The organism is Saccharopolyspora soli (assembly GCF_022678645.1).
Classification (GTDB): domain Bacteria; phylum Actinomycetota; class Actinomycetes; order Mycobacteriales; family Pseudonocardiaceae; genus Saccharopolyspora; species Saccharopolyspora soli.
In genome coordinates this window covers 16,398-35,026 of the sequence record NZ_JALBWV010000064.1, presented here as the reverse complement: position 1 = coordinate 35,026, position 18,629 = coordinate 16,398, and the positions used below count along the sequence as shown (strand labels likewise).

Sequence of the window (18,629 nt, the reverse complement as noted above, 5' to 3'; positions counted from 1 at the left end):
TCAGCATGACCTGGCCGTCTTCAGCGACGAGTTTATCCACTTTGGACATTCCCTGGCGGTCGACCACAGCTCGGTCATAGCGTTGGAGCTGTCGATCATTTGCTCCAAGTCGCACGGCCAGCGCTGCCAGCGATTCGGCGGCCGTCGGAGTAGCCGATGAGGACGGTGCCTCCGGGCAGTTTCGCGGCGATGTCTCGCGGAAGAAGGGCAGCACGACCACGCACACCGGCCCAGTGCTTCACCATTGTTGCAGCAGGAGACCAATTGCCGTGGCGGCGGTCGCGGTGCCTGCCGCGATCATCCAGCCATGCGGCAGCAGCGGCCTGGCCCCGAAGAAGTGGCTCAGGCCGGGCGTCTGGACGACGGCCGCCAGCGCCACGAGGGAACCGAGCGCACACCCCACGACCAGCGGTGTCCGCCCGCGCACCACGAGTGTCTGTCCTAGTTGGGCGGCGACCAGTGCCACGAGTGCGACAGTGTTTGCCTGGCGCAGGGTTCCGGTCGCGCGGCCCAAGACCCACGCCACGATCGCAGCCCCAGCGGTCACCGCGGCGCGCCGGTAGATGTCCCGGGTCAGTGCCGTTCCCAAGGAGGCTTCGGGGCCTTCGGCCAGCAGCATCTCCGCAGTGATCATCGGAGGCGGGCGCACCGCGATCGCCATCGCGGGCAGCACATCGGTGAGCAGGTTGACCAGCAGCAACTGGCGGGCGTTGAGGCTACCGCCGGCGCTGATCAGCCCGGAGACGACGGTGAAGCCGATCTCGCCGAGGTTGCCGCCGAGCAGAATGGCCAGCGCGTCCCGGACCGACGCCCACATGGCGCGGCCCTCCACGATGGCGTCGACGATGGTTTCGATCCGGTCGTCAGTGACGACAAGGTCGGCGGCCTCCCGAGCTGCTGGGGTGGCCCGCTCCCCCAACGCGATCCCGATGTCTGCCAACCGGATCGCCGGAGCGTCGTTGGCACCGTCTCCGGTCACCGCGACCACGCGGCCATTGCGCTGCAGAGCGTCGACGATGCGTGCCTTCTGCGACGGGCTCACCCTCGCGAACACCGCGACGGAGTTGACTTCCGCCTCCAGTTGGTCGGCGTCCAGCGAATCCAGTTCGGTACCGGTCATGACGCGGCGACCGTTGAGCGCGTTGAGCTCCGCGGCGATCGCCTCGGCAGTGCTCGGATGATCACCGGTTACCATCACCACCTCGACCCCCGCCTGCTGCAGCTGCGCCACAGCAGCGGCTGCAGTGGGACGGACCGGGTCGGCCAGCGCGACGAACCCGATCAGCCGCAGGTTCCGGATCCGGGACTCGTCCAGATCGCGGCGGTCCGAGGCGGCTCGCTCGGCGACCGCCAGCACTCGATATCCCTGCCTGGCAAGGTCTTCGGCGACGCGCTCGACATCTCGACGAGCGGTTTCGTCCAGCGGGATGTCGCCGTCCTCCCGGCGCCAGCGGTTGCACTGGGCCAGCACGATCTCCGGGGCGCCTTTCACGCTCAGCAGGTTGCCGCCGTTCCAGTTGCCGAGCACCGCGTGGTAACCACGGGAGGGTTCGAACGGCATCTCGTCGATCGGCATCCAACCCTCCTTGCCTTCGTCCGGGTTCGCTCCGGCGCCGCGCGCACCGTCGACCACTGCGCGATCGGTCGGATGCGGCAGCAGTTCTCCTTTCTCCACCAACGGACTCGCCCGCAGCACACCCGCGAGCACTCGACTCTCCACTGTGGACCTATCTTCCAGCAACCGGCTCGACGCGCCGTCCGACACCCGCCGCAACGCGATCCGACCTTCGGTGAGGGTGCCGGTCTTGTCGAAGCACAACACCTGCGCGCGGCCCAGCGTTTCGATCGTCGCTGAATTGCGCACCAACGCACCGCGTTTGGACAGCCGCCGGGCGGCGGCGAGCTCGGCGACGGTCGCAACGAACGGCAGCCCCTCCGGAACGGCCGCCACCGCCAGGCTCACCGCCCGTCCCAGGGACGTCCCGAACGGACGCCTCCGCAGCAGATCGGTGACCAGCAGCACCCCACCCGCCCCCACGCAGATCGGCACCGTCACCTTGGCCAGCGACCGCAGGCGGGCTGCGACGCCGTCGCCGTACCTGCGGACGTCGGAAACCACCGCGCTGCTCGCCTCGGTGTCGGGGCCGGTCGCGACCACGACGCCCACGGCCCGTCCCGCGGCTACCGCCGTACCCCGATAGATCATGCACGTCCGGTCTGGCACGGCCACCGCCGGAGTCGCCGTCACTTCCTTGGTGACCAGCAGCGACTCGCCGGTCAGGCTGGACTCGTCGACTTCGAGCCCGTCGGCCTCCAGAAGTCGGCAGTCGGCCGGAATCGCGTCTCCGGCCAGCAACTCCACGACATCGCCCGGCACGAGCTGGTCAGCGGGCAACTGCGTCGTCTTTTCCCTGCGGCGCACCGAAACCCGAAGGGCGCTGGCCTCGAGCAGCTTGTTCAACGCGCGGTCGGCGGTGACCCGTTGCACGCCACCGATCAGCGCGTTCATCGCCAGCACCCCGATGATGATCGTCGCGTCGGCGACGGCACCGATGCTCGCCGACAACGCGGCCCCACCGGCCAAGGCGGGCGTCAGCGGACTCGCCAGTTCGTCCAGCGAAGCCCGCAGCACTCCCAACCGGTGACGATCCGCTCCCGCATCCCCGTCCTGGAAACGCTGTCGCGCCGCATCATCCGTCAGGCCCTCCGGCGAACTGGCGAGCAATTCCAGGACCGTGCTGGGAGACATCGCGTGCCAGGGAGTACGCGGCATGGCACGCGGAACCGGGCGCCAAGCGGCCTGCATCCCCCACCAGGTCCCAGCGCCGAGGGCGATCGCCGCGCACGCCGCGACCGGGACTCCCGCGCGGAGCTGACTGCCGGCCTCCGGTCCGATCGCGGCGAGCACCGCGCCGCTCACCGAGCCGATCACCGACAGCTGTGCGCTGCGCGTGCTGACGTGGCGAGCCATCCGAACGGAGCTCAGCAGCGCGCTGCACTCGCCCAGGCTGGGGCCGCAAACCAGATCCGCACCCCACGGTGTCTCGACGCCGCGCGTCACACCGAAGCCGATGTCGGCGCTCACCAGCGCCGCTCGTGCATGCGAGGACACCAGGGCGACGACGCGGCCCTCCTGTTGCATCTCCCGCACTGCCGAAGCCAGGTGCGTTCCGCCGGGGACCACGCGATCGACACCAAACCGCGCCCCCAACCCGCTGTCCCGGCCAGCGAGGACCACCGATCCGACCGCGCGGGCCGCCGAGACCAGCTCGTCGGCGAGGGGATCCAATTCCTCGGTGGCGAGAACCCACGCGGCGGTGCGCGAATCGTGGCGGAGCGCGAACACCTCAATGCCCTGCCGCGCGGCATCGCGCACTTCGCGGGGCAACTGCGGCCGAATCACCGGCGACAGCGACCAACCGTCCCGCGCCGTGCCGTCCGCTCTGGTCACGCCGACCAGTTCGTGCGCGCGCTCCCACAGCTCGACGACCGTTCCAGTGCCATCAGCGGGAATCACATCGTCCACGAGCCGGGCACCGGTCCGCAGTACCCCGGCGTCGATCACCACGGTGTCGACCCGGTCCAACCGCCGCAACACCTGGGGTTCGAATACGAGGGTGGTGCGCTCGGACAGGCCGTACCCGAGCTGAGCCGCGAACGCGTCCCGTCCCATCCGCGCGGCACGCGGAGCTCCCGCGACCAACATCGCTTGCGCACGCTGAAGGCTCCGGGTCAACCCGAACGCACCCGCGAACGCCACCGGTCCGGCGAGGGCAGAACCGTTCGCGACGCGCTCGACCGGACCTGCAGGCAACGGCCGCGGGCGCGGCCGGACCTGCACCGGGGAACTGCGGTGGCTGGCCGGGTGCGCTCCGGCCGAGGACTCCCAACGAGACCAGCTCCGCTGCGCAGCCTGCGTCTCCCGCAACAGGCAGAACCGGTACGCCGACTCCGCCAGCAAGTTCATGGGACGCTGCGCAAGGGTGTTCGCCGCCGCGCTGGTCATCCCGAACAACAGATCGGTGGCGGTCTTCCCGAGCCGCGCTTCCAGCGGTTGCCGAACCCGTGCGACCGATTCCCCGGTCGACACCACGGCCGGAACCGACGGCGGCACGGCAGGCAGCGACAGCAGTCGGGCGCCGCCCGCGAGCACAGCGCCAGCCAGGTTCGCACCCAGCATCGTCACCTCGGCGACCACCTTGACCGGGTTGTCCGGGTGGGTCGCGCTTACCGCGGCGAACGGTTCGTCGTCCAGGCCCGCTTCCGCTTCGGCGCCCTCAACCGCGCCCACCAGCTCGGCGACCCCGACGAGGTCCGGATCGTGTCCGATGACCACCCGGCCCATGACGGCGTTGATCTCGGCCCAGTCGACTCCCGGCACCTTCTCCAACCGCCGGACGATCTGTTCCCCAGCATCCTCGGTGCCGGGCTGGTGAACGCCGCGCAACTCGATGTGCGCACGACCGCCCGACGACCACGCCCGCCGACCGCCGTCCAGGCACGCGAAGCTCTTCGCGGCGTCCGCGAGCGGGGCCACGATCTGAGCAGCCAACGCGCTCAGGCCGCGGAGCATCGAACGCGCTCAGTCGGGCTGTACTGGCTGCGCGTCTGCACATTCGTGGCCACGACCTGCCTCCCGCCCCATTTTGCACTTCGGTGAACCACGAGCGTAAGGCAAGCGAACTCGAAGCGAATCTCAAAACAACCCGAGTGGGTCGTACTGGTCGCGACGGGGAGCCCGCGCTCCCGCTGGAGATCGAGAACTCAAGACCAACAACTGACCCCGAACCAAGTGGTCAGGGCCGCCCGAAGAGAGTCCCGATCCGGTTGGGCGGCATCCGAGGCCCAGGCGACGGAGCCGTCCGGGCGCAGGAGCATCGCGGTGGTGGAGGTTCCGGCGCGGGCGCTGATGACGTCCACCCGGTCCGCCCAGCCGACGACGTCTTCGGCGAGCGCGTCGGTCAGGTCCAGCAGCAGCGGTCGTGCGCCTGCGCCGCAGCCAGCAGATAGTTGTACCGGGTCGTCTCCGGGTGGTTGGCCGAACGCAGGCTGCGGTCCCAATCCCGCAGATACCCCGCCCACACCGTGGACAGGCCCACACTCAGGCGATCAAGATCAAGAAGCGGCATCGCGAACCTCCGAAGTCAAGGTGTCCAACAGCGGCGTGCTTGACTCCGAAGAACCGACCCACAACATCAAAAAAGGGCCTCCGCAGGCAGTGACCTGCGAAGACCCTTCCGACCGTCGGGACGATAGGATTTGAACCTGCGACCCCTTGACCCCCAGTTCTGTCCACAAGAGACACCCGACCGCGAAAACTCAGAAACCGCAGGACAAACCAGTGCAACTCACTACCGTTCGGCGCAGTACAACGTGGTCGTGCCAACAGGATCCTCCCGATATCCTCCCGTCGCAAAGTGTCAAAACGGTCCGTCTGAACCCGGGGCGTGGTCGAGTCATCCGGCCTCAGAGTTCATCGCGGTCGCAGCCTTTGGGCTCGGCTCCCTTCACGCAGGCCTGCCGGGTGTGCCACGGGCCGCGCCGACAATCGAGTCAGGCGCGGCGTGCGCGCTCGACGACCTCAGCCTCCTGCAGCGGCCCAGTATGGTGGCTGAGGCAGATGGGCACCTGGATCTTGATGAATCTGGTTCCCTCAGCTGCGGCATGGAAAACACCGCGAGAAAGTCCTCCGAGGTTATCGAGGACTGAATTGCGCGACTGCGCCATGCCCTGGGCCGCGTCGATCTGAGCGTTTGCGGGGCTCACGAAACGAGCTGATCCTTCGCCGGAGAGGCCTACGAAACTGATCACCGAGACACGCGCGGCCTTTCCATGCCGGTGCCCAGCGGACGGTGCAACCTGATCTTTACGCCTGCGTGAGCCGACGCGTCGTCCTACTCTGAAAACTCGTTTGCATGGCTACGGTCGTCACCAACGTCGTCCTCGATGGCATCGCGACCGATGCCGACCTCATGCGGCTCGGCGTCCCGGTCCTCGGCACCCGCTTGGTGCTCCCGACCGAGGTGGGCGCGGCGTGCGGCTGCCACCTCTCGGGGGCCGAGCACCGGCCCCTCGTCACGCGGTGGTCGGGTGCGACCGTTGGCGGACGCACCGGGGACAGCGGCAGCGTCTTTCGATCTCTGGCTTAAGGCTGTTCAACACGACGTCATCGCCGCCCCCGCCCCGGTACACCATGCTTTGCGCGCCTCCGACAACGACACGACCCGGATTGGCATTTCTCTCATGAATCTTGCGGCCCCAACCGGTCTGCCCCACGCGGAATTGGTGATCCGCAGTGCTCGCTTGCGAAACCAGCCCGGCCTGGTCGACATCGCCATCAGCAGCGGAACGATCGCATCGGTCACCCCGAGCAACGACGCAGTCCCAGGACTATGGACTCAGGCGCTGGACGCTGACGGAAAGCTCATCGCCCCGGGCCTGATCGAGTCGCATCTGCACTTGGAGAAGGCTTATCTCCTGGACCGTTTACCGTTCGACGCAGCGACCTTGGATGACGCGATCATGTTGACCGCGCAGCTGAAGAAGGAATTCACCCCGGCGGACATGCGCGAGCGCGCACTCAAGGTGCTGCGCAAGGCCGTCACGCACGGCGTGACGCACGTGCGGTGTCACGTCGAGATTGACGACACGCTCATGATGAGCGCGATTGAGACCATGACCGCCCTGCGCGCCGAGGTCGCCGACTTCATCACCTTGCAGATCGTCGTCTTCCCGCAGGACGGCATTACCACCCAGCGACACGGTCGAGACTTGATGCGGCAGGCCGCATGCGAGGGCGCCGACGTGATCGGTGGCATTCCCTACAACGACCCGGACAAAGAAGCCCACCTCGACTTCGTCTTCGATCTGGCTGTCGAACATGGCATGCCGTTGGACTTCCACATCGACCTGTCCGACGACCCGCAGCAACGGGACATTCTGCTGGTCATCGAGCGAACGATCGCCGCTGGCATGCGTGGGAGCGTGACCGCGGGGCACCTGACCTCCCTCGGCTCAATCCCTGCGGCCGAGGCGAGCGACATCTGCGCCCAGATCGCCGAAGCCGGCATTAACGTCGTCGCACTGCCGGCCACGGACGTCTACCTCAACGGCCGTGGCGATGCCCAGGCCGCTAGACGAGGCTTGACGCCAGTGCAGATGCTCCGTCAGGCCGGTGCCAACGTGTGCCTGGCCACCAACAACATCCAGAATCCGTTCACGCCCTTCGGGCGCGGCAACATCCTGGACACCGCCCTCATGCTCGCCGAGATGTGCCACCTGGGTACCGCCGAGGACGCCAACTATGTCTTGGACATGATGACCACCAACTCGGCCACCACCCTCAAGCTGCCCCACCACGACATCACGGTGGGGGCACAGGCCGACCTGGCCATCTTCGACGCCACCACTGCCAGAGGCGTCCTGAACGACTGCACCCGCCCGGACATGGTTGTCAAAAACGGCCGTGTCGTGACCGCGGAGGCGATGCCGCGATGACCGCGCCCTCCAGCGTGACCATGACCGAGTCGACGGCCAACGCAGTCTTGGTCATCGCCGGAGGTGATGCCTGTTGTTCAGCGGGCTTGCGAACTCGCATATCGCACCCAGGCGATCGGCTTCGTCGGCGATGCTCCGTCCTCACCCGCCTTGGACCGCTGAGGCTGGTCGCGTTGTCGTGGTGCTCGAGGCTCGCACCACGAGTGTGGGACGCAGGCGCTCGGACTGGCCGTCCTCGCCCTTCATCAGGCGGACGAGCAGCTCGAGCCCGCGTCGTCCCATCACGTGCATGGGTGATTTCACCGTGGTCAGCGGCACCGGGAGTTCCGCGGCCAGTGGAGTGTCGTTGAAGCCGACCACCGCGACATCGGTGCCGGCCCTGAGGCCATGGTCGCGCAGTGCGCCGATGGCGCCGATGGCGGCGAAGTCGTTGACCGCGAAGATCGCCGACGGAGTCGGTCCGCCGGCCAGCAGGTGCTCCACGGCGGCCCGGCCGCCCGGCGCGTCGAAGCGGGAGTGGACGACCCACTCCGACGAGATCTCGATTCCGGCCTCGGCGTAGGTGTCTATGAATCCCCAGCTGCGGTCTATAGCGGTGCTCGTGTACGGCTCGCCCGCGATGATGGCGACACTGCGGTGGCCCAGAGCCAGCAGGTGCTCCGCGGCCAGGTGTCCGCCGAGGTAGTCGTCGCAGGTCACCGACGGATGGTCACCGGCGCGGCGGCTGACGAGCACGAACGGGACTTTCCGCGCGGCGAGGGCGTCGAGAAACCGCGAATCGATGTAGGCGTCGCCAAACATGAGCCCGTCGACACGCCGGCCCAGCACCATCTCCGTCCATGCACGCTGCACCTCGGGCTCGTCCCGGGTGTTGGTGACGAACGTGGACAGCCCGTGCTCGGCGGCGGCCTCCTCGATGCCCTCGTAGATCGTGGCGAGAACGATGTCGGATAGCCGCGGCACCAGAACGCCGACCAGGTTGCTCCGCCGCGTGCGCAGGCTAGTCGCGGCGGATTCGGCTGGTAGCCGAGCTCGTCGGCCAGTTTGCGGATTCGCGGCACGGTCGCGCCCGACGCTGCACGCAGGCTTTCATCGGGCTTGGCGTGCAGCACGCGCGACACGGTTGACACATGCAAGCCCAGCTGGTCCGCGAGGGTCCGGAGCGTGACCGGTGACCTGTTCCGGGTGTCCGCGGCTTCGCTCGCCCTCCAACAGTCCCACGGTCTTTCCCGAGCGTAACAGCGCGTTAATTGACTCTGTCCGCCCGTCATGACCAGGACACCCAAACGTTTGGTCCAATCTTTAGGGTAACGATTGGTCCCACTCCCAACCTCCAGAAGCCCGATCGACTACATCAGCGGCCACGAGGGCGTGCGCAGGTCGACCTTCGACGAGATCGCCGAGGATTTCCTTTGCTCGTTTCCCCCGATCCTGACCGGAATTCTCCCTTGAGAAGGGAAGCAGACCATGTCCACTGTGTCCTCGGCAGGCACGCGCTCATTCCCCCGAGTGAGCGTCAAAGCGACCCGCCAAGCGACCGTCATCGCGTTCCTCGCGTGGCTGCTCGCCGTCTACGACTACATCCTCTTCGGCACCCTGTTGCCGGAGATCGGCGATCACTTCGGCTGGAGTGAAGCCACCGCATCGCTAGTGTCCACTTTGGTCTCCGTCGGCACCGCGATCGTCGCGCTGGCGGTGGGTCCGATCGTCGACCGGATCGGCCGCCGCCGCGGCATGATCCTCACCGTTTCCGGCACCGCGCTCGCTTCAGCCGCCAGCGCGGCGACACCCGGCGCCGGCTACCTGGTCGGGGTCCGGGCGTTCGGTGGGCTCGGCCTGTCCGAACAGGCCGTCAACGCCACCTACCTCAACGAGATCTACGCGGTTACCGAGGACGAGAAGATCAAGAAGCGCCGCGGTTTGGTGTACAGCGCGGTGCAGGGCGGCTGGCCGCTCGGCGTGCTGCTGGCGGCGGCCTTCGTCGCGATCTTCCTGCCGCTGGTCGGCTGGCGCGGCTGCTTCCTGCTCGCGGTGTTCCCCGCGGTCGTGATCGCGCTGGCCCGCCGCGGGCTCAAGGAAAGCCCGCAGTTCCAGCTGGAACTGCAGATGCGCGAACTCCGCAAGCAGGGTCGAGCCGACGAGGCCGCCGAGCTCGCCCGGGAATACGGCGTCGAAGAGCAGCCGTCGGCCCCGCTCCTGTCGATCTTCAAGGGCAGCGCGTTACGCAACACGCTCGTGCTCGGTTTCGCCTGGCTGGTCAACTGGTTCGGCATCCAGGTCTTCGCCGTGCTCGGCACGACCGTGCTCACCGAAGGCAAGCAGGTCAGCTTCACCGGATCACTGATCATGCTCATCGTGATCAACGCAATCGGTTATCTCGGCTACCTCTTCCATGGCTGGATCGGCGACCGGTTCGGCCGCCGGAATGTGATCGCGGTCGGTTGGCTCATCTCGGGTGTGCTGTTCGCGCTCACCCTGACCGTGGCCAGCGGGACCGTGGCCGTGGTGACGCTGTACTCGCTGGGGATGTTCTTCCTGATCGGCCCGTACGCGGCGCTGCTTTTCTACATGGGTGAGTGCTATGACACCCAGTGCCGGGCGACGGGCACCGCGTTCCTGAACGCGCTTTCACAGCCCGGCGCGATCCTCGCCGGCGTGATCACCACCGCGATGCTGGCCTCCGGTTCGAACTGGAGCTCGGCCGCCCTGATCGTCGGGGCCGTGGGGACGTTCGTGTCGGGGCTGGTGATGTTCGCCGCCCGCAAAGTGCAGACGCTGCAAGGGTGAGCGGGAAGGCTGCTCACCGGCGCGCGGCGCGCCGGTGACAGCTGAGCGCGGCCTGCCGGGGGTCGCGTGCACTACCGCACCAAGTCGAAAGGGGTCCGAAATGGACAGCGACGTGGCGATCATCAGTGGGGCGGCCAGCGGGATCGGCCGCGCGCTCGCCGTCGCCTATGCCGAGCGGGGCATCCGCTCGGTGGTCGGTACCTTCCCCGGCGACCCGCATGATCCGCTGGAGACGGCCGCCGCGGTGAAAGCCGTGGGTGGGGAATGCGTTGTGCACGAGGTCGATGTCCGTGATTCGTCCCAAGTGGACTGGTTTGCCCAGCGGGCGGTCGAAGAGTGGGGCCGGCTGGACATCGCCGTGGCGAACGCCGGAGTCCTGCGCAAGGCCGCGCTGGCCGAACTCGACGACGAGGCCTGGGACGACTTGCTGCAGGTCGATCTGACCGGCGTGCTGCGCGTGCTGCGCTCGGCGGCAGCGCGAATGTCCGGGCCTGGCGCCATGGTGGCGATCTCCTCGATCGCCGGCGGGGTCTACGGCTGGGGCGAGCACGCGCATTACGGCGCCGCCAAGGCCGGTGTGTTCGGGCTCTGCCGCAGCGTCGCGGTCGAGCTCGCCCCGCGCGGGATCCGGGTGAACAGCGTCGTGCCCGGCTACGTCGTTACCCCGCAGTCGCTGGACCCGGTCAATTCACTGGGCCCGGAGGGGCTGGAACGAGCCGGCCGCGACATCCCGCTCGGCCGCACGGCTCAGCCCGAGGAGATCGCCAGTGTGATCCGGTTCCTGACCTCGTCGGAGGCCTCCTACGTGACCGGACAGTCGATCGTCGTCGATGGCGGGCTCACCGTCCGGATGCCCGCCTGAGGAGGAATCCCTTGTCACTGCTGGAAAACCGGACCGCGTTGGTAGTCGGGGGCGCGAGCGGGATCGGCCGCGCCATCGCCGAGGCCTACGTCAAGGAGGGCGCCAAGGTCGTCGTCGCCGACCGTGCCGAAGCCGGCGGGATCGGTGTCGGCTCGGTGCCGATCGACGTCACCGACGAAGCTTCGGTATCCGCGGGCGTCGCGGCGGCGACCGGGCTGGTCGGCGACATCGACATCCTGGTCAACTCGGCGGGCATCCTCACGGAGGCACCGCTGGTCGAGATGGATCTGGCGACCTGGTCGCACACCCTGGCTGTCGACCTGACCGGTGTGTTTCTCTGCTGCCGGTACGTCGTGCCGCGGATGGTGGAACGAGGACACGGCCGGGTCATCAACATCTCGTCACAGCTCGGTATCAAGGGCGGGCACGCGCTCTCACACTATTCGGCGGCGAAGGCCGGGGTGATCGGGCTGACCAAATCCCTCGCGCTGGAGGTGTCCGGTCGCGGTGTCCTGGTCAACGCGATCGCCCCCGGGCCGATCGAAACGCCGATGGTGGCGGGCATTACCGAAGAGTGGAAGACCGTCAAGCGGGCGGAGTTGCCGCTCGGGCGCTTCGGCCGGGCCGACGAGGTCGCGCCAACCGCCGTGCTGCTGGCGAGCGACCCGGGCGGGAATCTCTATGTCGGGCAGACGCTCGGGCCCAATTCCGGTGACGTGATGCCCTGACGACAGTGCTTGTCGCGAATGGACAGTCCTGATGTGTGGCGGTGCGGCGAGCGGGCCGGTTTTTAGCCTAGTTGTCGTATCAGGGTTTGGGAGGCAGTGTGCGACTCACAGTGGCCTGGTTACTCGGCCGCCGGGAGCTGGGGCTGCGCTCGCTGGTCGACACCGACCTGAGCCGCCCGGTGAGGTGGGTGCACGTCAGCGAGCTGGCCGATCCCACCCCGTTCCTCTCCGATGGCGAATTCTTGCTTACCGTCGGACTGCGCGAACCGACCGGCGGCTGGGGCGAATACGTGGAGCGCCTCGTGAACCACGGGCTTGCCGGGCTCGGTTTCGGAGTGGGCTTCGGCCACGACGAGGTGCCACCGGACCTGATCGACACCGCGAAGCAACAGTGACGCCGTGCTCGACGCCGCGAAGGCCTCCGGTGCCGACGCGATCCATCCCGGCTACGGCTTCCTTGCCGAGAACGCCGCTTTCGCCCGCCGGGTAACGGAAGCCGGGCTGGTGTTCATCGGCCCCCCTGCCGAGGTCATCGAGAAGATGGGCGACAAGGCGACCGCGCGCAGGCTGGCCGTAGAAGCCGGGGCGCCGGTGGTTCCCGGCAGCGGCCCGCTCCTCGATCTGGCCGCCGCCGAAGCGGCCGCCCGAGAAGCCGGCTTTCCCTTGCTGGTCAAAGCCGCCGCGGGTGGCGGTGGCCGCGGAATCCGGTCGGTCGCCGACGCGAGCGAGCTCGCCGACGTCCTGCCCACGGCCCAGGCGGAGGCCGCGTCCGCGTTCGGCGACGGGACGGTGTATCTGGAACGCCTCGTCGAACACGCGCGGCACATCGAGGCCCAGGTGCTCGCCGACGAGCACGGCAACGTAGTGCACGCCTTCGAGCGGGCCTGCTCGGTTCAGCGCCGCAGGCAGAAGCTGATCGAGGAAGCGCCGGCGCCCGGACTGGATCACGACACCAGGTCCGCGATCACCGCAGCCGCGATCCGGCTGACCGGGCACGTCGGCTACCGCAACGCCGGAACGGTCGAGTTCCTGCTCGCCGACGACGGTGCGTTCTCCTTCATCGAGATGAACACCCGGATCCAGGTCGAGCATCCGGTCACCGAATGCTTCACCGGGCTCGATCTCGTCGCGGAGCAGCTCCGGATCGCCGCCGGCAGCCGCTCAGCGTGTCGCAGAAGGACATCGCGCCGACCGGCACCGCGATCGAACTACGCCTCAATGCTGAAGACCCGGACAACGGGTTCCGCCCCGCACCCGGTGAGCTCTCCAGGTTCGACCTGCCCGGCGGGCCCGGGGTCCGGGTGGACACCGGCTTCACCGCCGGCGACCGGATCAGCCCGTTCTACGACTCGATGATCGCCAAGCTGATCTGCTGGGGCGCTGACCGCGATGAGGCTCTCAACCGGGCGCAGCAGGCGCTCACCGAGCTTCGCATCGCCGGAATCCCCAGTACGGTGGGATTGCACAGCCGGAACCTGGCAAACGCCGACCTACGCGCGGGTGCCGCGCACACGCGCTGGCTCAAGCGTCTGCTCGGACCATCCTGACTCGGAAGCCGCAGCTTGGATTGTCCTCTATGGACGACTGGTCCAGCAGGCACACTACCCCTACGCGATCCTTGATCGTCAACATGCGCAATCGGATGTTTACGATCCTACTCCAGACCGCAACAGCCGACGGCTAGATTCGGTGCCATAGCCCGACGGGCGCAGTTGCCCTACCCGTTCTCGCCCTTGGTGATCGAACGGCGGCACCCCGCACGGCACATCCCCAGCCCGATGAGGAGCGATATGGACATCGGTGTGTTCATCCCGATCGGCAACAACGGTTGGCTAATCTCGAAGAGCTCCCCGCAGTACCTGCCCAGCTTCGAGCTGAACAAGGCGGTTGTGCAGAAGGCCGAAGAGTACGGGCTCGACTTCGCACTGTCGATGATCAAGCTCAGGGGGTTCGGTGGCGAGACCGAGTTCTGGGACCACAACCTTGAATCGTTCACGCTGATGGCAGGCCTGGCCGCCGCCACGAAGAAGATCAGGCTCTACGCGTCGACGCCGATCCTCGTGCTGCCCCCGGCGATGGTCGCGCGGATGGCGGCGACAATCGACTCCATCGCCCCGGGGCGGTTCGGCGTCAACATCGTGACCGGTTGGGCGCCGGGCGAGTACACGCAGATGGGCGTGTGGCCGGGCGACGAGCATTTCGGCAACCGCTACGCCCGTGCCGCGGAGTACGTCACCGTCATGAAGCAGCTGTGGGCCGACGGCGTCAGCAACTTCAAGGGCGAGTTCTACCAGATGGACGACTGCGTGCTCTCCCCGCGACCGGCGAACGGGCGCATCGACGTCGTGGCCGCGGGCCAGAGCAAGACCGGGATGACGTTCGCGGCCGAATACGCCGACTTCAACTTCCTCTTCGGCGCCGGGGTGAACACGCCGTCCGCGTTCGCCGGCTCCGCGGACACCCTGGTCGAAGCCTCGAAGAAGTCCGGTCGGGATGTCGGTGCGCTGCCGCTGTTCATGGTCATCGCCGATGAGACCGACGAAGCCGCACAGGCGAAGTGGAAGGACTACCACGACAACGCCGACCTGGACGCGCTGGCGTACATGGCGGGCGAGTCGGCGACCGACAAGACGGCCGACGACGCCTCCACCGCCAAAACGATGGTGCTGGCCGAGGGCGCGGTGAACTTCAACATGGGCACGCTCGTCGGCGCCTACGCCACCGTCGCAGCCATGCTCGACGAGATCGCCGAAGTCGAGGGCACCAAGGGAATCATGCTGGTGTTCGACGACTTCCTCGAAGGCATCGAGAACTTCGGCAAACACATCCAGCCGCTGATGAAGTCCCGCAACCGCGACGCCGTCGCAGTCTGAGCGAACTGGCGGGCCACGGAATTCACTGCCGCCACAACAGTTTTCGCTAGCCTTCGCCCGCCCGGCTCATGACGGAAGCCCACGATGCCGACCGCACCTTCCCTCGGATCCGCACCGGGGCGGCGGTGTTTAGTGAGGCATGAGGAGTTCGTATCGAGCCGACTGATTTCCACCAGGACGCCGAGTAACGTCCCGGCAACCGTCGAGCCCGTGCTACAGGCACTTTCTCTCCCGATCGACCCATTTTCCCTGTTCAGAAGCCTGCTGATGGCGTCTCGTGCCCGCGCAAAGCGGCCGGAACAGCGCGCGACCGCTGACGAAACACGAAGCGGGTTTGCTCGATACACCACGGACCGTTCGGGAGGACTCGATGATCGAACTGCACCCCATCACCCCGGATCCGGCAGTGCTCAAGCAGGCCTACGGTTGCTTTCCCAGCGGCGTGACCGCGGTCTGCGCCTACCGCGACGGTGGTCCGGTCGGCATCGCGGCCAGTTCGTTCACCTCGGTGTCCATCGATCCACCGCTGGTCTCGCTGTGCGTGCAGCGGACGTCCACCACTTGGCCGAGGCTGTCGAACGGGCCGCGGCTAGGCGTCAGCATGCTTGGCGAGACACACGACGCGGCCTGCCGGCAGATCTCCTCCCGAACCGGTGACCGCTTCGCCAGCATCGAATGGGAGCGCACCGCAGAAGGCGCGGTGCTGCTGCGCGACGCCGCCGCCTGGCTGGACTGCTCGGTGGACACGGTGGTTCCGGCCGGTGACCACGAGCTCATTTTGCTGCGGGTGCATGCCCTTCAAGTGCGGACGGACGTTGCGCCGCTGGTGTTCCACGGCAGCAGGTTTCGGCAGCTGGCCGCCTGATGGCCGCTCCCCAGATGCCGAATGGCGGTTCCACCGACCCAGCCTCGGAGGCGCTCGCCGTGCTGCGTTCCGGGCGACCGGTGCTGGTCGTCGACAAGACCGCCGGCCAGGTCGTGCTGCCAGCGGCGCTGGCCACCCCACGCTGGACGTCCTGGATGGTGCGGCACACCTCCGGCCTGCTCTGTGTGCCGCTACCGGCAGAGCGCGCCGACCGGCTCGACCTGCCGCCGATGGTGCCGGGCAGCGGCGCGGCCTACGCCGTTGCGGTGGATGCCCGCAGCGGGGTGAGTACCGGTATCAGCGCGGCCGACCGGGCGCACACGGCCACGGTGCTGGCCGACCCTGAAACCACACCCGACGATCTGACCCGGCCGGGGCATGTGTTGCCGGTGCGAGTGGCCGAGGGCGGGTTATTGGAACAGCACGGCCACGCGGCGGCGGCGGCGGATTTGTGCCGTCTGGCGGGCCTACCTCCGGTGGCGTTGACCGCAACGATCGTCCACGACGAGGGTGCTCTCGCGCACGGCGCCGAGGTTGCCGATCTCGGTCGTCGCACCGACCTACCGGTCCTCGACATTTCGCGGATCGTGTCGTACCGCCATTACCACGGTGACGGTGATAGCCGCCGGGTGCGCCGGGTTACGCAGACCCAGCTGCCGACCCGGTACGGCCGGTTACGCGCGATCGGCTACCGCGATGAGGCCACCGGTGCCGAACACCTAGCCCTGGTCAGTGAGCCTGCTCCGGTATCGGTGCCACTCGTACACGTACACACCGAATGCCTTGCCGGCGAGCTTCTCGGTTCGCTGCGATGCGAATGCAGTGCGCGATTGGATGCTTCGCTGGACAGAATTTGCTCCGACGGTGGTGCCGTGGTGTACCTGCGACGGACCAGGCACCTCGGCGGCTTCGAAACGCACACCACTCCCACCTGTGATCACGGCGCCGCTGCGGCCGTTCTCACCGACCTCGGCATGACCACGATTCGCTTGCTGCCGGGCACCGCGACGGCCACCGGACTGTTGCCGGGCGGCGTTAACGTCGTCGGCACCCGAACGCCTGAGATGCCCTCGCCCACGTCAAGGACCGTTTCGACCAAGGAGCGCACGTGAGCACAACCGTCGTCGCCGGCAACCCCAAGCCCGCATCCCGCACTCTGGACGCCGGGCGGCTGCTCGCCGAGGCGCTCACCGGCGGGCCGGTCGATCACGAAATCGACGTCGTCGAGTTCGGCCCCGGCTTGCTCGGTTGGGGGGACGAGGCGGTGGCCGCCGCGGTACACACTGTGCGGGAATCGACTCTGGTCGTCTTCGCCAGCCCGACTTTCAAGGCCACCTACACCGGCCTGCTCAAGCTGTTTCTCGACCAGTTCGCCGGCGGCACCGGTCTTCAAGGCGTGGTGTCGGTGCCGTTGATGCTTGGCGCGGGCCCCGGCCATGCGATGGCACCGGACATGCTGCTCAAGCCAGTGCTCAGCGAGCTGGGTGGAACCTGCGCGTTACCCGGCCTCTACCTGATCGACGCCGGCTACGCCGACGACCCGAAGCTGAAGGAGTACGCCGAGCGCTGGTCACCGACCGTCGCAGCACTCATCGGGTAGCCGCAAATTTCCGCCTTGGCGGATACGCGGGTTTTTTTGCGTGGCGGTGTGGATGACGGAACCTCAGACGCCGCCTCGACTGCAGGATCCCCGACTCAAAAGGGGTCGTGAGTGTTGATGGTCGCTATATAGCAGCCTTCACCACCCACGACACACCACGTCGGGGCTGTCCACGTGAGACGACGCCTGAAGACCCGAGGCGGTGCGAGCTGCTTGCGCGTTAGAAGCGGCTGCGCCGCGTACCTGGCGCCACCGCACAAGTGAGTACGAGTACTCCCCATTCGCGCAATCCCTCATACATAACAAAACCCAAAGGGACGCACATGTCTGATTCCCCATTGCGCATCGTGGCGGCGACTCCGCCTGCCTCCGAACTAAGCGACCTGGTGAAGGCAGTGGATTCGTCGATTGAATTGGTCATCGACCACGAACTGCTTCGCCCGGAACACTACGCCGGCGATAATCCGACCGACCCGCGATACACCCGCACCGCCGAGCAGCAGCAGGCTTATGAAGACCTACTGATCAGCGCGGACGTCATCTTCGGCGTCCCCGACCAGAGCCCGCGTCTACTCGGCCATGTGGTGCGCACCAATCCAAGGCTGCGCTGGGTTCACACGATGCCGGCCGGCGGCGGTGCGCAGGTGCGGGCCGCTGGGCTAAGCGCCGACGAGCTGACGCGGGTCACGTTCACCACATCGGCGGGCGTGCACGGCGGTCCGCTCGCGGAGTTCTCGTTGTTCGGACTACTCGCGGGCGCGAAGGACCTGACCCGACTGCAGGAATTGCAGTCCCAGCACGTGTGGGCGCCGCATTGGGCGATGCGTCAGCTACGCGAGCAGACGGTGCTGATCCTCGGACTCGGCGGGATCGGCATGGAAACCGCACGGCTGGTCAGCGCGCTCGGCGCCCGGGTGATCGGGATCAAGCGACGACCGGAACCAGTGCCCTACGTGGATTCCGTGCACGGCATCGAGGAGTTACCCCGCCTGGTCGCGCAGGCCGACGGGATCGTGATCACGCTGCCCGGCACTCCCTACACAGAAAAGCTGGTTGACGCCGACCTGATCGCGGCCATGAAACCGGGCACGGTGATCATCAACGTCGGTCGAGGCACCGTCATCGACGAACCGGCGCTCATCGACGCGCTGCGCTCCGGCCACATCCGCTCTGCCTGCCTCGATGTCGCCGCCACCGAACCACTTCCAGCCGATAGTCCACTATGGATGATGCCGCAAGTGCTGATCAGCCCGCATACGGCGGCGGAAGATCCAGGCAAGCCTCGTCGCATCGCCACGCTGTTCGCGGCGAACCTGGAATCCTTCGTCCGCGGCGAGCCAATGCGCAATGTCGTCGACACCAAGCACTTTTACTGAGCTGGCGGGCGCCCCGAAACGGGAGCGACCGCCACATCGGA

Annotated in this window: 16 protein-coding genes and 2 pseudogenes; 13 read left to right on the top strand and 5 right to left on the bottom strand. The window is 67.4% G+C overall.

All coding sequences use genetic code 11. From position 1 onward, the window contains the following. Positions 1 to 238: 238 nt before the first annotated feature. The 3 genes from MOQ72_RS34970 to MOQ72_RS34965 all read right to left on the bottom strand — a co-directional run bounded on the left by MOQ72_RS34970 (position 239) and on the right by MOQ72_RS34965 (position 5,129). Complete coding sequence (locus MOQ72_RS34970; RefSeq protein ID WP_242190111.1) at positions 239 to 4,552, bottom strand: HAD-IC family P-type ATPase; 4,314 nt, start codon at positions 4,550 to 4,552, stop codon at positions 239 to 241. A gap of 212 nt (positions 4,553 to 4,764) precedes the next feature. Continuing rightward, complete coding sequence (locus tag MOQ72_RS45815) at positions 4,765 to 4,965, bottom strand: aromatic-ring hydroxylase C-terminal domain-containing protein (RefSeq protein WP_372495610.1); 201 nt, start codon at positions 4,963 to 4,965, stop codon at positions 4,765 to 4,767. Next, positions 4,962 to 5,129: a hypothetical protein gene (locus tag MOQ72_RS34965; protein WP_242190110.1), complete on the bottom strand. Its 168-nt coding sequence runs from the start codon at positions 5,127 to 5,129 to the stop codon at positions 4,962 to 4,964. The genes MOQ72_RS45815 and MOQ72_RS34965 overlap by 4 nt, the downstream gene beginning before the upstream one ends. Positions 5,130 to 5,915: 786 nt before the next feature. On the opposite strand from MOQ72_RS34965, the gene MOQ72_RS34960 reads away from it, so the two are divergent. Continuing rightward, the gene (locus MOQ72_RS34960) at positions 5,916 to 6,149 is read left to right on the top strand and encodes a hypothetical protein (RefSeq protein ID WP_242190109.1); all 234 of its coding nucleotides are present in this window, start codon (positions 5,916 to 5,918) and stop codon (positions 6,147 to 6,149) included. A gap of 94 nt (positions 6,150 to 6,243) precedes the next feature. Further along, positions 6,244 to 7,497, top strand: coding sequence for an amidohydrolase family protein (locus tag MOQ72_RS34955; RefSeq protein ID WP_242190108.1), 1,254 nt, complete (start codon positions 6,244 to 6,246; stop codon positions 7,495 to 7,497). A 141-nt stretch (positions 7,498 to 7,638) separates the two neighbouring features. Here the strand turns inward: MOQ72_RS34955 and MOQ72_RS34950 are convergent, their stop codons facing one another. Beyond that, positions 7,639 to 8,460: a substrate-binding domain-containing protein gene (locus MOQ72_RS34950; RefSeq protein WP_242190107.1), complete on the bottom strand. Its 822-nt coding sequence runs from the start codon at positions 8,458 to 8,460 to the stop codon at positions 7,639 to 7,641. 110 nt (positions 8,461 to 8,570) lie between these two features. Then, a pseudogene (locus MOQ72_RS46090) lies at positions 8,571 to 8,768 on the bottom strand (RNA polymerase factor sigma-54); the annotation flags it as partial. Positions 8,769 to 9,006: 238 nt separating this feature from the next. On the opposite strand from MOQ72_RS46090, the gene MOQ72_RS34940 reads away from it, so the two are divergent. The 11 genes and pseudogenes from MOQ72_RS34940 to MOQ72_RS34890 all read left to right on the top strand — a co-directional run bounded on the left by MOQ72_RS34940 (position 9,007) and on the right by MOQ72_RS34890 (position 18,588). Continuing rightward, positions 9,007 to 10,284: an MFS transporter gene (locus MOQ72_RS34940; RefSeq protein ID WP_242190106.1), complete on the top strand. Its 1,278-nt coding sequence runs from the start codon at positions 9,007 to 9,009 to the stop codon at positions 10,282 to 10,284. Between the two features lie 100 nt (positions 10,285 to 10,384). After that, positions 10,385 to 11,146, top strand: coding sequence for an SDR family NAD(P)-dependent oxidoreductase (locus MOQ72_RS34935; protein ID WP_242190105.1), 762 nt, complete (start codon positions 10,385 to 10,387; stop codon positions 11,144 to 11,146). Between the two features lie 11 nt (positions 11,147 to 11,157). Beyond that, on the top strand, positions 11,158 to 11,874 hold the full coding sequence (locus MOQ72_RS34930) for an SDR family NAD(P)-dependent oxidoreductase (protein WP_242190104.1): 717 nt from the start codon (positions 11,158 to 11,160) through the stop codon (positions 11,872 to 11,874). Between the two features lie 98 nt (positions 11,875 to 11,972). After that, complete coding sequence (locus MOQ72_RS34925) at positions 11,973 to 12,269, top strand: PucR family transcriptional regulator ligand-binding domain-containing protein (protein WP_242190103.1); 297 nt, start codon at positions 11,973 to 11,975, stop codon at positions 12,267 to 12,269. A gap of 4 nt (positions 12,270 to 12,273) precedes the next feature. Then, a pseudogene (locus tag MOQ72_RS34920) lies at positions 12,274 to 12,972 on the top strand (ATP-binding protein); the annotation flags it as partial. Between the two features lie 5 nt (positions 12,973 to 12,977). Further along, positions 12,978 to 13,421, top strand: coding sequence for a biotin carboxylase domain-containing protein (locus MOQ72_RS34915; protein WP_242190102.1), 444 nt, complete (start codon positions 12,978 to 12,980; stop codon positions 13,419 to 13,421). A gap of 243 nt (positions 13,422 to 13,664) precedes the next feature. Then, a complete protein-coding gene (gene rutA, locus MOQ72_RS34910; RefSeq protein WP_242190101.1) occupies positions 13,665 to 14,747 on the top strand; it encodes a pyrimidine utilization protein A in 1,083 nt (360 codons plus the stop codon). 370 nt (positions 14,748 to 15,117) lie between these two features. Further along, a complete protein-coding gene (locus MOQ72_RS34905) occupies positions 15,118 to 15,612 on the top strand; it encodes a flavin reductase family protein (RefSeq protein ID WP_242190100.1) in 495 nt (164 codons plus the stop codon). After that, entirely contained in the window at positions 15,612 to 16,724 is a 1,113-nt protein-coding gene (locus tag MOQ72_RS34900) for a 3,4-dihydroxy-2-butanone-4-phosphate synthase (RefSeq protein ID WP_242190099.1), read from the top strand. Before MOQ72_RS34905 ends, MOQ72_RS34900 begins: the two co-directional genes overlap by 1 nt. Beyond that, positions 16,721 to 17,212 (top strand): NADPH-dependent FMN reductase, encoded by a 492-nt coding sequence (locus tag MOQ72_RS34895; protein ID WP_242190098.1) that lies wholly within the window; start codon positions 16,721 to 16,723, stop codon positions 17,210 to 17,212. The genes MOQ72_RS34900 and MOQ72_RS34895 overlap by 4 nt, the downstream gene beginning before the upstream one ends. Before the next feature lie 347 nt (positions 17,213 to 17,559). Continuing rightward, positions 17,560 to 18,588 carry a D-2-hydroxyacid dehydrogenase gene (locus tag MOQ72_RS34890; protein ID WP_242190128.1) on the top strand — a complete coding sequence of 343 codons (1,029 nt, stop codon included), beginning with the start codon at positions 17,560 to 17,562 and terminating at the stop codon, positions 18,586 to 18,588. Positions 18,589 to 18,629: the final 41 nt, after the last annotated feature.